Raw genomic sequence first — 17527 nt, forward strand, 5'->3', positions numbered from 1 at the left:
GCGTGAGGTCGGTCGAAAGAATCCGCGAACCGCTGGACGGTTCGCGGATCTTTTTTTGTCCTGGCCTGTTCCGAATCCCGGGCCGCAAACGGTTTGCAGGAACCATTTCTTTTTCCGATAAGGACGAAAAGACCGGATTTTGCGGGTTGGAAGCTTTGAAGAACCGACTTGAAGCAAGCAAATCGCATTTCCTGCAGAACACAGATTGGTTGGATGGAGCGGATTTGTTTCAATCAATAGAGTTTGAGAGTCTGAAAAGGATCTCAAGAAAAGTTGAGTTAGAAGTATCCTCTTGCATCCGTTTTATCGGTGTCCATCTGTGTCAGAAACGCCGGGACCACCGTCAGGCCGGTTTTTCAAAGCTCCCGAGTTGGGATTTAGGCGTCGTGCGGCCGCGGTTGCCCGCCCGCTGACGCAGGCGGTACTGACTCGCTGATCGTCGCGTTGGCGCGTTGCCGCGGCCGCACGACGCGAAAACCCGAAGTATCCCTAACCATCGACGAGGCCGGCGGGCTGAGCGGCACCCCGTAGTTGTTAGTCTGCGAATGAACACGGCTTTCGAAACCGCTGTATCCCGTCTGCCCGTGTCCATCCGTTAAAGAACGATGATAGTTTTCCTTCAACCCGGTTTTCCAAAGCTCCCGAATCCGGAATCGGAACTCTCGAATCCAAAACCCTCGGGGCGCGACAATCGACAACCGCGGCGAACTAATGTATTTTGTGAAAGATCAGCACAATTAGGACTTTATCGAGTGGACAGAGTTTTCGAAGTTGTTGCCCGTTTGCCCCTTTGATTTCAGAATAGGGAGTGTTTTATGCGTGTGTTTAAAAAGAGTTTGAAGTTTTTTGCGGCAGTTCTCGTTTCAGCCTCGGCGTTTCTTTTGTTTTCAAACGGAACGCTGGCGAACAATATCTCCTGGTTCTTGTCGCCGAGCGACCCGTTCAACCAGAACTGGTCGATCACGAGTTCGATCACGACCGACGACAATTGGGACAATGTGATGTCGATCATCGGTTACCGCGGCGACGACCTTACGGCATCGACGGGAACCGACCCGCAGACAATCCTTGCCGACGGGGCCGCGACGCCGGTCGATGTTATTGCCAATCAGTCAAATCCGAACACCAACAACACCGGCGGAGTCGCGGAATTTGACGGCATCGCGAATCCGACCGTTGCGCTTCAGGGTTCGGGAACGGCCGATGCTCCGCATCTCGTCATCCGCCTCAACAAGAAGAGTTGTCCGGACACGAAATTCGTCTCGATCAGCTACAAGGTCCGGGACATTGACGGTTCCGCCGACAACGCCGTTCAACCGGTCGCTCTTCACTACCGGGTCGGCGACACCGGGAGTTTTATCAACTTGCCCGAGGCCTTCATCCCAGACGCGACCGATCCGAACACGGCGACCAAGGAAACTTCCGTATATGCAACGTTGCCGCATATTCCGCTCGGACAGGATCTGATCTTTTTGCGGATTATGACCGCCAACGCCGCGGGCAACGACGAATGGGTCGGGATCGACGACATCTCGATCGGGTGTTTCGCGCCGACCTCTGCAAGCGTCCCGGTCGGCGGCCGCGTCGTTCGCGGCAAGTCACAGGGAGTTTCGCGCGCGACCGTTCTTATCACGGACGAGTACGGCGGCCAGATTTCGGTTCGGACGAATGCGTTCGGATACTACAGGTTCGACAGCGTTCCTGCCGGCGAGACCTACACCGTCCGCGTTGTCGGTAAGGGGTTTGCGACGGATCCGCAGTTGATAACGGTCAACCAAGCGATCGAAAATCTGGACTTCGTCGTGGATTGACGCAAGGTGTTCAACTTCATCGGTGTGCGTGAGGCCGGATGTCTTCTGTCCGGCCTTGTTTTTTGGGTCGCGTTCGGCGTGTAATCGAAGCGACGTCGAACCCGGCAGCAATTTGGCGGCGCCGCGCTCTTGCGGGGTTGTTCGGTCATTAGTCGTTCAAGGACCTGGAGGATGGCGAAACGCACATCATAACCGTTCGGTCACGGCGCGCCTTCCCGAGCAGGTTGTTGACGCTCCGGGAAATCTCACGGTCGCCGATTTCGGGACCTTTCCGGTCCACACGACCCGCGCGATTGCGTTGGCGATGGAGTCAAGAGAGCCATCATCTTTCGGGATGAGGGCTTTTTGTTTTGCAGGTGTGAAGTCAGTGCTTCCGTCTGTGAGCGGCGCGGAGCGTCCGTATCGAGGGATTTGGTTGACCGTGGCTGTCCTGAGCCGTCTTTTTTGCGGAATTGATACCGAGCCGGCAAACATTTGGCCAGGCACTATATTGAGAACTTATTATTGACTCATTCAGGCTTTTTGGAACATAATTCCACTCAATTGTTTCAGAGTTTCAACAGCTGATATGTTCAGAGTAAGCCTTTTGGAGCACGATTCAGTAGGTTTGGGAGGGTTAAGAAATATGATGAGTAGAAGTATTTGGTCGTTTGTTACGTTTTGTCGCGGAGTGATCTTTTCGCTTGGCGTTTTGCTGTGCCTGGCGATTTTTGGCGGCGTTGCCAACGCCCAACTCTGTACACTCACAGCGGGTGGTGCAACCTACACCATCCCGACGGTGTCGCACTATGACGCCACGCAAACCTCAAACTTCACCGGAGTCGGCACCGGGGACTATCTGTTTGAGGATGGCTGGTGGTTCCGGGTATCGGGAGACACGCAGGAGTTCTTTTTTCCCGCTCCCACGACAACGACTTGCGCCGGTGCCAACGGCACCATCACGTGGTCGAACGTTAGTTCACGTGGCCTGTTCAGCGCGACAAATACGCTGAATCTGACAAGCGCAGCCGTCAATACCGGGAAGCTCACTTTGACGATGTCGATCACGAACTTGAGCGCGGTCAACCCGCTCACGATAAGCCTTTTCCATGGGGCGGACTTTGACGTGAACGGTTCGGCCGGCACCGACAACGCGACTTTGCTGTTCCCGAACACCCACCACAGCATTACGGACACAACCGCCGGTTTTGCGCAGTACAGAGCATTCAATCCAGCCGCTACCGCGACCCTGGTTAGGCCGTTCGGCGCAACCACCGACGTGTTCGGCTTGCTGGGCAACGCGGTTGTTAACAATTTTGACAATTCGGGGATTCCGGCGACCAACGTTGATTATACCGGAGGATTTCAGTGGGATCTCGTCATCCCAGGCAGCGGTTCCGCTTCGGTGAGTGTAATTTTGACCGGAAATGACGTCGTGACGGCGGCGGGCGCAGCGGTTTCCGGTCGCGTTTTGACGCCCGGCGGCGCCGGCGTGAGAAACGCGACCGTGACGTTGACCGACTCGCAAGGTGTTACACAAACGGCGCGTTCGACGACCTTCGGTTATTTCAGGTTCGAGGACGTTCGGGTCGGCGAAACTTACGTTTTGGGTGTCGAATCAAAGCGGTACAGTTTCACACCGCGCACCCTTGAGATCCAGGACGAGGTAACCGGACTTGATGTCACCGCTGACTCAGAGCGGTGACAACTTCGCGAGTTTGCGCGATGGCATCTGGTACGTGCTCTTTAGTTGTAACAACTTTTGCACGACGAAGGACTTCGGGATCGGAACCGACATTCCGATCCCGTTCTCGAAGGTAACCCTGTAACCGACGGCCAATTCAATGTCACTGACCCGGGCGGCCCGTTCAAGGCCGTCCCAAATTCCAAGAATTCCAGATTCCAAGAATTCCAGATTCCACGAATTCCAGATTCCAAGAATTCCAGATTCCAAATTCCAAGAATTCCAGATTCCAAGAATTCCAGATTCCAAGAATTTCAAATTCCAGATTCCAAGAATTCCAGATTCCAAGAATTCCAGATTCCAAATTCCAAGAATTTCAAATTCCAAGAATTCCAGATTCCAGATTCCAGATTCCAGATTCCAGATTCCAAATTCCAAGAATTTCAAATTCCAAAATCCAAGATCCAAAATCCAAAATCCAAGATCCAAAATCCAAAATCCAAAATCTAAAATCGAAAATCCCACGCACTTAATCCAACATTGCATTTGAGATGCTAAAAGGTCCTGATACCCGCTTGACATCGCTTAGGATTTGAACTTATCTTTTGTGCATCGTCATCAAAATCGGGTAGCCGCCGCGTTCTTCCTGAACCGCACGAGGTGATTCCGGAACAGTCCGTTCGCAGTTTTTTTGCTCCGGCCGTTGATTCGAGCCGGAAACCGTCCTTTTTTTCGACAAGTAGTTGCCTTTGGAGAATTTTCTATATGCGTAAGCCGTCGTTCTTGAATTCACGTCGCTATGTTGCGACCGCTATCTGTCTGGCCATCATCGCGACCGTCGCGCTCGCCTCGAATTTGACGCGGATCAGCGCCTTTTCGGGCTTTGCCGCCTTTTTCGGTGCGTCTGAACGCGTCGAACTGCCGGTCAATCCGGGGCCGCTGATGACCATCGGAACCTGCGACACGGCGGGTCCGATCGAGATCGAATCATCCGGCGGCACGACGACGCCGACGGCGTACGCGACGCTCAAAGCGGCGTTCGACGCGATCAATCTCGGAACGCATACCGGGACGATCGGCATCGACGTCTGCGGGGATACCGATGAAACGACCGTGAGCGCCATACTGAATGCGAGCGGTTCGGGCGCGGCTTCATACACTTCCATCGCCATATCGCCGGCCGGCGGGTCCGCGCGGACGATCACCGGCGCGACGGTGGCGGGCAGTCCGCTGATCGATTTAAACGGCGCCGACAATGTCACGATCAACGGATTGAACACCGGCGGCAATTCTCTGACGATCGCCAACACGACCGTCTCAGCCTCATCGGGAACCTCGACGATACGATTACAGGCGGACGCCACGAACAACACGATCACCAACAGCTCGATCCTCGGGTCGTCAACGATGGCGACGACCACCAACGGCGGCAACATTTGGTTCGGCGCGGGTGCCGTCGCGACGGGCAACGACAACAACATCATTTCCAACAACAACATCGGCCCGGCCGGAGCGAATTTGCCGACCAAATTGATCTACGGCAACGGCTCGACGACAACTACCGCCGTTTACAATAGCGGCAACCAGATCACGGGCAACAATCTGTTCGATTATTTCAACGTAGCGGCGCAGGCCAACGCAGTTTATCTCGGGGGCGGCAATACCGGCTGGACGATCAGCAACAACCGCATTTATCAAACCGCCACGCGCACCCAAACGACCGGCGCGATCCTCGCCGGAATCCAGGCTGCCAGCTCGACCGGAAACGATGGACATACGATCAGCGGCAACGTCATCGGCTTCGCCAACTCCGCCGGAACCGGGACGACCAATTTCGTCGGCAGCAGTACCGGATCCAAGTTCTTGGGGATTTACATCTCGTCGGCGTCAACGCTGACCCCTTCGAGCATTCAGGGCAACACGATCGCCGGGATCAATATGTCTGGCATTGTCGGCGGCACGTCGACGACCGCGTCCTTTGTCGGCATCAGCATCAATTCAGGCGTCGCGAACATCGGAAACGTGACCGGCAACACTATCGGGAGTTTGACGAGCGCTGGGTCGGTTTCGATCACCAACAACAACGGTTCTGCATCGGAGATCTTCGGCATCTATTACTTCCCGTCGGCCGTTGCCAATGTTTCCAACAACAACGTCGGCGGCATCGTCTCGAACAACAGCGGCGTAGGCAGCGTCGTCTTTTACGGAATCCGCGCGTTCACCGCCAGCGCCGTTACGAACACGATTCTGAACAACACGATCGGTTCGGCGGCGGCACCGATCACGAACACCACGGCGTCGACTTCGTCCCGAACGATCGGTCTCTATTGCCAAAGCGGCGCCTGCGTTGCGACCGGCAACACGATCGGCAATTTATCGATGAGCGCGGCGAACGTCGGAACCGGGTCTGCGGCCTCGGTGATCGGCCTCTGGATCGACAACAGCAGCGCGACGATCGGCAACAACGTCGCGCAGAATACGGTTCGTTCCCTCGCCAACAATGATCCGGCCGCGGCGGTTTGGGTGACGGGGATGCAGTACAACGGAGCGACGACCGGAACACATAACGTCCAGCGAAACTTCATTCACACGATTTCGGCGCCGAACACGACGAGCGCCACGGCGACTGTCAACGGCATCAACGTGCAGGGCGGCCTGACGACGTACCAGAACAATATGGTCGCGCTCGGCGGCAATATGACCGCCAACAGCCCGCAGATCAACGGCATCGCCGAGACGATCGCGGGGACGGATAATTTCTATCACAACAGCGTTTACATCGGCGGAACGGGTGTAGCCGCCGGAACCGCGAATTCCTTTGCCTTTCAAAGTTCGATCACGCTGAACACGCGTAATTTCCGGAACAATATCTTTTTCAACGCCCGCAGCAACGGTGCGGCTACCTCCAAACACTATGCCATCCAGGTCGGCGGAACGGCGCCGGCTCCGGGCGGGTTGACGTCAAATAACAATATCCTGTTTGCCAACGGGACAGGCGGATTCGTCGGTCGATTCAACTTGATCGACCAGCTGACCTTGGCGAACTGGCAGTCAGCGACCGGGAACGACGCGAACAGTTTTTCGGTCGATCCGCAGTTCAATGCCGCGACCGCCCCGACTCCCGACCTTCATTTGCACCCGACCAATCCGACGGTCGCCGAAGGCAACGGCGCCGACGTCGGCGTAATTGACGACTTCGACGGTCAAACGCGGGCATCGCTGACGCCCGTCGATATCGGCGCCGATGCGGGCAACTATAGCGGCATCGATTTGGCCGGACCGGGCATTTCCTACTCGGCTTTGGCGAATACCGCCTCAACCGGCAATAGGGTTCTTTCGGTCACACTGACAGATGTCACCGGCGTTGCAACCGGCGGAAACGCGCCGCGCGTCTATTTCAACAAGAACGCGGGAGCGTATTCCTCGACCGGATGCGCGCTTTCGACCGGAACGGTCAACAACGGTGTCTGGGACTGTACGATCGACAATTCGCTGGTCGGCGGCGTCGTCGCGACCGACACGGTCCGCTACTTTGTCGTCGCGCAGGACACGCTCGGCAATCTCACGGCGAATCCGAGCTCGGGCTTTAGCGGCACCAACGTCAATACGGTCACAACTCCGCCGACGTCGCCGAACCAGTATTTGATTTCCGTCGCCTACTCGGGTTCGATCAATGTCGGCGCAAGCGAAACGATTACTTCGCTGACAAATGTCGGCGGACTTTTCGAGGCGGTCAACAACGGCGTCTTGACCGGCAACGTGACCGTCAACCTGACGAGTGATCTGACCGCTGAAACCGGGACCGTCGCGCTCAATCAATGGGCCGAAGACGGCGCCGGGAACTACACGCTGCTCATCAAACCGAGCGGCGCGCCGCGGACGGTCTCCGGAACCAACACCGGCGCTTTGATCAAACTGAACGGCGCCGACCGCGTCCGCATCGACGGATCGACGGCCGCAATGTTCGCTGAAGAAGAGGTCGCGGGCGGGAACCCTGCGCTTCGCGAACTGACGATCCAAAACACGAACACCGGAACATCGGCGGTCGTGATCAATGTCGGGTCGGGAACGAACGGCGCACAGAACAATACGATCAAGAACGTCAATGTCCTCGGACAGGACCCGACGACAACGCTTGGCGGAATTTTGCTTGGCGGCAACTCGCCGGGTACGGCCGGAACGGACAACGACGGCAATCGGGTCGAGAACTGCACGGTTAAGCGCTCGATTTACGGGATTTATTCGGCTGGCGCGAGCGCCGCGAATCAAAATACCGGCACGGTAATCACGTTCAACGATCTTTCGGCGACGACGACCGATCGCGTCCGGCGCGTTGGCATCGTGATCTTCAACGACAACGGAGCCCAGATCACCGACAACAGCATCGCGACCGAGACGAATGAGTCCGCCGACGCGATCGGCATCGGTGTCGGCACGCAGGGCGTCGATTCGACGGTCACGACTTCCGGTTCAGTGACCGGAGCGCTCGTTGCTAGAAACAAGATCAACGGCATCGCAAGCCTTTCGACGGTCGGTTTTTCGGCCGCGGGTATCGCGGTTGCGGGCGGCGCGGGAACGGCCAACACGATCGTCAACAATATGATCACCGGCGTCACCGCTCCGTCGACGTCGCCGGATCTCGTCGCCGGCGTCTTCGTAATCGGCGCGACCGGATCTTCGACTCGCGTTTACAACAACTCGGTCGCGATGACCGGCGACCGCGGCGCGGTTGCGACTCAAATGCCGAGCTTTGGCATCGCCGTCACCGGTGCGGACCCGACCGTCGAACTCAAGAACAACAACTTCTACACGTCGCAGATCGCATCCGGCGGCGGCGTGAACGCCAAGTCGTACGCCATCGGAATGGTCACGACGACGTTCGCGAACCTCGATTCGAACTACAACGACTTTTTCTCGACCGGCGCCAATGCCGGATTCTTCCGCAGCGGTTCCTTGGTTGCCGCAGCCGGAACCGACTACGCGACGCTCGCCCTCTGGCAGACGGCGGTCGCGGACGACGCCAACTCGCAGGAGATCGACCCGACGTTCGTCAATCCGCTCAACGATCTGCATCTGCAGGCCGGCAGCGGCGTCGCCAACGACGGCATTACGATCGCGGCGGTCACCGACGATTTTGACGGCGAAACGAGATTGTCACCGCCCGAGATAGGGGCGGACGAACTTCCTTCGCCGGGCGTTCTGGAGTTCAGCGGTCCGACCTACTCGGTCGGCGAAGCGGGACCGACGGTGACGATCACGGTTTCAAGGACACTCGGGTCGGCGGGCGCGGTGTCGGTCGATTACGCGACCGGCGGCGGCACGGCCACCGGCGGGGCGGCCTGCGGCGCGGGCGTCGACTACGTCAACGCGTCGAGCACGCTCAACTTCGCGAACGGCGAAACGAGCAAGACATTCGATGTCACCGTGTGCGACGACGCGCTCTTCGAAGGGAACGAAACCGTCAACCTGACGCTTTCCAACCCGACCGGCGGCGCGACGCTCGGAATGCAGACAACGGCGGCGCTGACGATCACCGACAACGACGCGCAGCCTTCGATGGAATTCAGTTCGGCGACCTACACGATCACCGAAGGCCTGGCCGAGAACCTCGGGACAAATCCGACGGCGACGATCACCGTCACGCGCAGCGGCGCAACTGAAAATGCGGTGTCGGTCAATTTTGCGACCGTTTCCGGCGGCACGGCCACCGGCGGCGCGAGCTGCACCGCCGGAGTCGATTACATCAACAACAGCGGAACGCTGAACTTCGTCGCGGGCGACGTCTCCGAAACGTTCAGCGTGACGACCTGCGTCGACAGCGTCTTCGAGGGCAACGAGACGGTCAACCTCGCGCTCACGAGCCCGACGGGCGGCGTGCTCGGAATGCAGGACACGGCCGTTCTGACGATCACTGAAAACGATCCGGCGTTTTGCTCGACGATGCAGCCGGTCGAGATCACGGCTCCTTTGACCGGTTATGCGACGCTCAAGGCGGCGTTCGACGCGATCAACGCCGGAACGCACACCGGAGCCATTCAAATCAACATCTGCGGCAACACGACCGAAGCCGCGTCGGCGGTCCTTAACGCCAGCGGTACGGGTTCGGCCTCGTATTCGTCGGTCGCGATCAACCCGTCAGGCGGCGGCGCGCGGACCGTTTCGGGCTCGTTCGTCGGCGCGCTCGTCGATCTCAATGGCGCGGACAATGTCACCATCGACGGTCTGAACACCGGCGGCAACTCGCTGACGTTCAGCAATGCCGGACTCGGCGCGTCGAGCACGATCAAGTTCGCCAACGACGCGACGGCAAACACCGTCACGAAGATCACGGCCCAAGGGTCGGGCGACGCCTCTTTCGGCGTCATCTACTTCGGCACCGGAACGACGACCGGAAACGACAACAACGCGGTAACCGATTCGAACATCACCGCCGCCGGGGCGAATCTTCCGCTCAACGGCGTGTACTCGTTCGGTTCGAGCGTGTCGATCGACAACAGCGGCAACGCGATCACCGGCAACAACATTTCGGACTTCTTCAACGCTTCAAGCGCGTCGAACGGTCTGAACATCAACAGCAACAACGACGGCTGGACGATCAGCAACAACAAGATCTTCCAGACGGCGCCGCGCACATACACGACCGCCTCGACGCATAACGGCATCAACGTGACGTCGGGCTCCGGCTACACCGTCAGCGGCAACACCATCGGTTACGCCGCCGCCAACGGAACGGGCGTTTACACGATGGGCGGCACGATCGCGACGCGTTTCGTCGGCATCAACCTCGGCGTCGGCACGAACTCGGCGACGTCTGTCCAGGGCAACACTGTCGCCTCGATCAGCCTCGCGACATCGAGCGGCGCTTCGACGTCGAACGGCGTCCTGTGCGGCTTGAGCATAACTTCGGGCAACGTCAACGTCGGAAACGTCACGCCGAACACCTTCGGCGCGACGACCGGACTCGACTCGCTCGTCGCGACACCGACCACGACCGGCGGTTCGGTCGTCGGCATCAATTCGTCGTCGCTCGGAACGGTCCTGATCGCCAACAACACGTTCGGCGCCTTCAGATCGTCGAGCCCGACGGCGACCGTCGCCGGCGGCGTCTTCGGCATCACGATCTCGGGTTCGGCAGCTTCGATGACGATCACCGGCAACACGATCGGAAACTCGACCGCCGAGAATATGCGCGCCGGCATTAACGGCACGACGACCGGCGCTTCGTTCGCGTCCGGAATCAATCAGGCTTCGGGGTCGATCCCGGCGATTTCGAATTACTCGAACAACACGATCCAGAACTTCTCGTCGTACGGCACGAGCACTTCCGGATTCGTCCGCGGGATTCAGACCGGAACGACGTCGAGCGCGACCGCGACGGCGACGATCTCGAACAACATCATCAACAACCTGATCACGAGCGGCGCGGTTTCGAGCATTTCGAGCGCGAACGCGGCGGCGCAGGGAATCCAGTTCCTGCCGGGCATCAATTCGACGATCTCGGGCAACCGGATCTCGAACATCTCGGCGATCAACGCCGGTGCCGTTGCGACGGTCGTCGCGGGCATCACGCACGGTTCGGCGACGAACACCGTCATCTCGAACAACGTGATCTACGGCCTCAGCAACGCGAGCACGACGACGTCGGCGACGCTCCCGGCGGTCGTCACGGGCATCGCCATCCGTTCGGGAACCGGCAACCTGACGATCCAGAACAATATGATCTCGATCGGCAACGGTCAGACGACGAACACGATCTTCGCCGGAATCTGGGGAAATCACGGTTCGACGCCCGACCCGGTCGATCGCATTTACTACAATACGGTCAACATCGAAGGCACCGTCACGTCGGGCGCGTATTCGACGATGGGCTTTATGCGCGGCGACTTTACGGCGACCGCGCGGACGATGACCGTCGATGTTCGCAACAACATCTTCAACAACACGCGTTCGGGAGGAACCGGCAAGCACTATGCAATCGCCAACAACCTCGGCGCGACGACGAGCGCGACCGGCTGGCCGGCGGGCGCTTCGAACAACAACGTTCTCAACGCCAATCCGTTGACCGTCGGTTTCTGGACGGCGGATCAGACGTTCGCCGGCTGGAAAGCGGCGTCGTCGAGCGACGGCGCGAGCTATTCGGGAATCCCCGTGACGTTCGTCAACAACGTTTCGGATCTCCATTTGAATATGGGCCTGACACCGACCTCGATCGAATCGGGCGGCGTCGCGGTTCCGGGCATCACGACCGATATCGACGGACAGACGCGTCCGGGACCGACGGGTTCGGTCAACGGCGGCGCGTTCGCTCCGGACATCGGCGCGGACGAGTTTGACGGCGTCTTCCTGGACGGCGTGGCTCCCTTGATCACGTATACGCCGCTGGCGAACGCCTCGACAACCGGCAATCGAACGCTGTCGGTGAACATCAGCGATTTTACCGGCGTCGCCTCGGGCGGCAACAGTCCGCGCATCTATTTCAAGAAATCGACGGATATGAGCTACGTCTCGACGGCTTGCACGCTTTCGAGCGGCACGCCGCAGAACGGCGCCTACAACTGTCTGATCGATCTCAGTCTGGTCGGCGGCGGAAGCGGGTCGCCGGGCGACACGATCCAGTATTTCGTCGTCGCGCAGGACACCGTCGGCAATCTGGCGGCCAATCCGGGCATCGGCTTTGTCGGCGTCAACGTCAACACCGTGACGACGCCGCCGTCGCCGCCGAGTTCGTACATCATTTCGCTTCCGTACACCGGCACGTACACCGTCGGCACGGGCGGAAACTTTACGTCTTTGACCAACCCGGGCGGACTCTTCGAGGCGCTCAACGCCGGCGTCGCGACCGGCAATCTGACGATCAACATCACGAGCGATCTGACGGCAGAGACCGGAACGGTGGCGCTCAACCAGCTGACCGAAGAAGGCGTCGGCGGCTACACGCTGACGATCAAACCTTTCGGCGGTCCGCGTACGATCAGCGGCGCGAACGCTTCGGGACTGCTGCGGTTCGTCGACGCCGACCGCGTCACGATCGACGGTTCGACGACCGGCGGTACCGCGAATCAGGTCGGCGGCAACGCCGCCCTTCGCGAGCTGACGGTTCAGAACACGAGCACGACGGCGACGGCCGGCGCGGTCATCGCGTTTGGTTCGAGCGTCAACGGCGCGCAGAACAACACGGTTCGCAACGTCAACGTTCTCGGCCAGGATCCGACGCAGACCCTGATCGGCATCCATATGGGAGCGGTCGCTCCGGGCAATTCCGGAACCGACAACGACAATAACCGCATCGAGAACTGCTCGTTCAAACGTTCGTTCATCGGAATCTTCAACAACGGGATCTCGGCCGCGAATCCGAACACCGGAAACGTGATCACAATGAACGATTTGAGCGCGACGGGCGCCGACCGTATGAGAAGAGCAGGCATATTCTTCTTTTTCCAGGACGGCATCCAGGTAACGATGAACAGCATCGGCGGCATCGTCGCCGACGAGGGTGCGGATGCGATCGGCATCATCGCCGGCATCCAGAACGTCACGAGCACTTCGACGACCAGCGGCGGCGTCTTCAACGCGCTCATCGCGCGCAACAAGATCAGCGGCATCGCAAGCACCAGCACGACCGGATTCTCGGCCGCGGGCATCGCCATCGCCGGCGATCCGGCGGGCGCGAACACGATCGTCAACAATATGATCTCCGGAATTTCGGCGCCTTCGACGTCGCCGGATATCACGGCGGGCATATTCGTCGCGGGCGTCACCGGATCGAACACGAAGGTTTACTTCAACTCCGTCTCGATGACCGGCGACCGCGGTGCCGTGGCGAGCCAAATGCCGAGCTTCGGCATTGCGCTTGCGGGCGACGTTCCGGTCGAGCTTCGCGACAACGTTTTCTACACGACGCAGACGTCATCGGGCGGCGGCGTCAACGCCAAGAGTTACGCGATCGGCACGTTGGGAACGACGTTCGCCAATCTCGATTCGAACTACAACGCGTTCTTCGCCTCGGGCGCCAACGCCGGATTCTTCCGCAGCGGTTCTCTGGCGGCTGGAGCCGGCACCGATTACGCGACCCTCGCGCTCTGGCAGGCGGCCGTGGCCGACGACGCGAACTCGCTGTTCGTCGATCCGGCGTTCGTCAATCCGGTCACCGACCTGCATCTCCAGGCGGTTAGCCCGGTGATCAGCCAGGGAACGACGGTCGCCGGCGTGACCAACGACATCGACGGTCAGACGCGCGACGCGACGCCGGACATCGGCGCTGATGAAAAGGTCCTCGTTCCGGGAACGCTCGCGTTCAGCTCGGCGACGTTTTCGGTCGGCGAAGGTGCCGGAACCGTCACGCTGACGGTCAACCGCACGGGCGGCACCGACGGCGCGGTCGGCGCGACGTATGCGCTCGGCGGCGGAACGGCCACGGGCGGCGCTTCGTGCGGCGGCGCGGTCGATTATGTCAACACCGGCGGCACGGTCTCGCTTGCCGACGGCGAAGCGAGCAAGACGTTCAACGTCGCGGTTTGCGACGATGTCCTGTTCGAAACCAGCGAAACGTTCGACGCGACGCTCTCGTTGCCGACCGGCGGCGCGACCATCGGCAGTCCGAACCCGGCGACGGTGACGATCACCGAGAACGACAGCCAACCGAGCATTCAGCTCAGCGCGGAATCGTATTACGTCCGCGAGAACGCGCTCACTCTGACGGTCAACGCGACCCGCAGCGGGGCGACCGGCAACGCCGTCGGCGCGAGCTTCGGGACGACCACCGGAACGGCGACCGCGGGCGCGAGCTGCACCGCCGGAGTCGATTACATCACGGCATCGGGAACGGTCAGCTTCGCCGCCGGCGAAACGACGAAACCGATCGTTCTGACGGTCTGTCTCGACTTCCTGTACGAGGGCAACGAGTCGTTCGGTCTGTCTCTGAGCGCGCCGACCGGCGGCGCCGTCATCGGCACGCCGAATCCGGCGACGGTGAGGATCGTTAACGCCATCGGCAACCGGACCGATTTCGACGGTGACGGCCAGTCCGAACTGGCGATCTACCGGACGATCCCGAGCGGCACGTCGCAGTGGTGGTGGCGCCGGACGACTAACAACAATCTCCTTTCGTACGAATGGGGGCTTGAAGGCGACGTCCTGACGCCGGCAGACTACGACGGCGACGGCACGACCGACATTTCGGTCTGGCGTCCGGGTGCGGCGAACGTCGCGCAGTTCTTCATCCTGAACAGCTCGAACAACACGGTTCGCCTGGAGCTCTTCGGGCAGACGGGCGACGATCCGACGGTCGTGGGCGACTTTGACGGCGACCGCAAGGCCGACATCGCGGTCTTCCGCGCCGCCGCGCAGGGCACGTTCTTCTATCGCGGCAGCCTCTCGAATCCGGGCGGCAACACGACGTTCATCCAGTGGGGAACGACCGGCGACAAGGCAACGTCCGGCGACTTCAACGGCAACGGCAAGGCGGACTTCGCAGTCTGGCGCGCCGGTACGTGGTGGATCCTGTCGGATTCGTTCGCGGTCACGACGATCAACTTCGGAACGACGGGCGACAAGCTCGTACCGGGAGACTACGACGGCGACGGCAGAACCGACGCGGCGGTCTTCCGTCCGTCCGAGGGTCAATGGTATGTGCTCCGCAGTTCGAACGGACTGCCGCAGTACCAACTATGGGGAATCGCGACTGACGTGCCGGTCCCGGCCGACTACGACGGCGATGGCCAGACCGACTTCGCGATCTACCGCGACGGCGTCTGGTACGTGCTCTCGAGTTGGGACAACAGTTACACGACGACGAACTTCGGACTCGGAACCGACATTCCGATCCCGTTCTCGACGGTAACCCCGTAAAAGCCCTGGAGCGCAAGTGGGACTGGAGCGCAAGTGTCCCCGACTGGAGCGCAAGCTCCCCGACTGGAGCGCAAGCTTCCCGACTGGAGCGCAAGCTTCCCAGCTTGCCTGAGCGCGGAGCGCGAAAAAGCCGCGCGCGTCACGCAAGCCGGGCTGCCGACTGGAGCGCAAGTGGGACTGGAGCGCAAGCTTCCCAGCTTGCCTGAGCGCGGAGCGCGAAAAAGCCTCCCGCGTCACGCAAGCCGGAGCGCAAACGCAGTCCAACCAACCCGGGACATTCCAAAACGGAGTGTCCCGGTCTTTTTTTCGGCCGCCGCCGACTCCGCACTCCGGCGCGTCAAAAGTCAGAGGCCGTTTCGCGCTCCGCGCTCAGGCAAGCTGGGAAGCTTGCGCTTCAGTCAGGGAAGCTTGCGCTCCAGTCAGCTTAAGCTCCGGTCGGCTTGGAACGAAGCCACCTGTTTCTCGAAGGGCCGAAATTGCCTGCGAAACGAGCAAAAAACAGGATGTGTTTCGTGTATTTGGAGTGCTTCGCGAGAAGGGAATTCGATAACCCCTGTTTCAGGTCAAATCGTTCGCCTATTCGAGCCCGCGTCACAGGCCTCGGACGGAGGTTCTCGGCTTGACATCAGCGCCGTATCGCGTTAATTTTGCCGCACATTAAAAAATTCCCGGACAACAAAGGATTTCCCCCCGTTTTTCTTTTACCGGTTGTTTGGGGTGAGTTTTGCCCCGTTCCGACTAATAAATAATCAGGAGTTTCGTCCGCCCGGTTTTGAACAAACCGTTGCCACAATACCATTTTGCCGCCCGGCCCCAGCGCTTTCGCATTCAGGAGAATTCTTATGAGCATCGTCAACCGTTCGTCCAAGTCAGCCCGAGTCATCGTCATTGGTCTTTTATTGACATTGGTTTCCTCAATCGTCCTTGCATCCAAATGGGACAGCGTGGTGACTTTCGCCCAATCAGTCAGCACGGGTTTGAGGCCGGTTCAAACCGATAATCAAAACGATCAGACGGAAACTCCACGCCCGAAGACCGTCGACAATGAAGCACTTGTGCCGTTGGTTGGAACATATAACATTCCCGGCGATTACACGGATCTGGCAGCTGCGATAACTGACCTTAATCTCCAAGGGGTCGGCGGGGCGGTGACGCTTAATCTGGTGGCGGGCAATCCGCAGACCGCTCCGGCAGGCGGCTATGTCGTCGGCGGGACAGGCTCGCTCGTTTTGACGACCTCGAGTGTGACCAACACCATCACCATACAGGGCAACGGCAACACGATCACCGCACCGACAACACACACCGTCGGCGCATTAAACGATGCGATTTTCAAGCTCGTTGGCGCGGACTGGATTACGATTTCGGGATTTACGATGCAGGAAAATGCCGCGAACACCACTACGGCGGCGGGTACGAACAATATGACCGAGTTCGGCGTCGCCTTATTTTATGTTACGGCCACCGACGGCGCACAGAACAATACTATTCAGAACAACACGATTGACCTTAATCGAACATACCAAAATACATTTGGGATTTACAGTACGGTGCGCCATACTGCCACATCGTTGACTACTGCTGAAATTACAGCTGCTACCGGTTCAAACAGCGGGACAAAAATCTATGGAAATACAATTACCGACGTGAATATGGGGATCGTTTATATTGGGGCATTAACTGGAGCCAATATGGACACTGGTCTGGACATCGGTGGCACAAGCGCACCGACTGGAAATAATATTAACAATTATGGAACAACCGGAGCGTTTTCTAGCTATCCGTCAGTTTCCGGCTCGGTAAACGGAATTCTCACAAACAATCAGCTGAATTCAAATGTTTCTTTTAACAGTATTGCCAGTTCTGTCGGCGGCGTTACCGGAGCATTCACAGAGCGAGGTATTTACTCGCAAACGACAGGAACTCTCCCGACAACAGGTACGATTACAAGAACTTTCAATAACAACAATATTTCTGTTAGAAGTGCGGCAGTAGGTAGTCCAATATTCGGAATTCTCGACGAAGGAGGCAATTCTACTCTTTCGGTCACGATTAGTAACAACGATTTTAATAACACTACCCACACGGTTGCTTCCAGCGGTGCGATTACTCTTTTATCCAAAACAACTGCGCCCCAAAATACGACGATAAACAACAACACTTTCACAAATTTATCGGTTAACACGACAGGTTCGGTAACATTCAT

At 58.8% G+C, this 17527-nt stretch carries 7 protein-coding genes; 4 read left to right on the forward strand and 3 right to left on the reverse strand.

The window, feature by feature from the left end; translation table 11 throughout:
• The first annotated feature begins 815 nt into the window (after positions 1-815).
• The 4 genes from IPN69_11180 to IPN69_11195 all read left to right on the forward strand — a co-directional run bounded on the left by IPN69_11180 (position 816) and on the right by IPN69_11195 (position 15321).
• Positions 816-1811, forward strand: a complete 996-nt coding sequence (locus IPN69_11180; protein ID MBK8811277.1) for a carboxypeptidase regulatory-like domain-containing protein — start codon at positions 816-818, stop codon at positions 1809-1811.
• Between the two features lie 628 nt (positions 1812-2439).
• On the forward strand, positions 2440-3495 hold the full coding sequence (locus tag IPN69_11185; protein ID MBK8811278.1) for a carboxypeptidase regulatory-like domain-containing protein: 1056 nt from the start codon (positions 2440-2442) through the stop codon (positions 3493-3495).
• 57 nt (positions 3496-3552) lie between these two features.
• Positions 3553-3984, forward strand: coding sequence for a hypothetical protein (locus tag IPN69_11190; GenBank protein ID MBK8811279.1), 432 nt, complete (start codon positions 3553-3555; stop codon positions 3982-3984).
• 255 nt (positions 3985-4239) lie between these two features.
• Positions 4240-15321, forward strand: a complete 11082-nt coding sequence (locus IPN69_11195; GenBank protein MBK8811280.1) for a hypothetical protein — start codon at positions 4240-4242, stop codon at positions 15319-15321.
• A gap of 625 nt (positions 15322-15946) precedes the next feature.
• On the opposite strand, the gene IPN69_11200 is transcribed toward IPN69_11195, so the two are convergent.
• The 3 genes from IPN69_11200 to IPN69_11210 all read right to left on the reverse strand — a co-directional run bounded on the left by IPN69_11200 (position 15947) and on the right by IPN69_11210 (position 17527).
• On the reverse strand, positions 15947-16294 hold the full coding sequence (locus IPN69_11200; protein ID MBK8811281.1) for a hypothetical protein: 348 nt from the start codon (positions 16292-16294) through the stop codon (positions 15947-15949).
• Positions 16295-16519: 225 nt separating this feature from the next.
• Entirely contained in the window at positions 16520-16657 is a 138-nt protein-coding gene (locus IPN69_11205) for a hypothetical protein (GenBank protein ID MBK8811282.1), read from the reverse strand.
• Between the two features lie 567 nt (positions 16658-17224).
• Positions 17225-17527 carry a hypothetical protein gene (locus IPN69_11210; protein ID MBK8811283.1) on the reverse strand — a complete coding sequence of 101 codons (303 nt, stop codon included), beginning with the start codon at positions 17525-17527 and terminating at the stop codon, positions 17225-17227.

This window comes from Acidobacteriota bacterium (assembly GCA_016715115.1).
Classification (GTDB): domain Bacteria; phylum Acidobacteriota; class Blastocatellia; order Pyrinomonadales; family Pyrinomonadaceae; genus JAFDVJ01.

Coding starts and splice junctions, on each gene's coding strand:
- IPN69_11185 (MBK8811278.1), top strand. CDS start 2,440: ATGAGTAGAAGTATTTGGTCGTTTGTTACGTTTTGTCGCGGAGTGATC.
- IPN69_11210 (MBK8811283.1), bottom strand. CDS start 17,527: ATGAATGTTACCGAACCTGTCGTGTTAACCGATAAATTTGTGAAAGTG.
- IPN69_11180 (MBK8811277.1), top strand. CDS start 816: ATGCGTGTGTTTAAAAAGAGTTTGAAGTTTTTTGCGGCAGTTCTCGTT.
- IPN69_11195 (MBK8811280.1), top strand. CDS start 4,240: ATGCGTAAGCCGTCGTTCTTGAATTCACGTCGCTATGTTGCGACCGCT.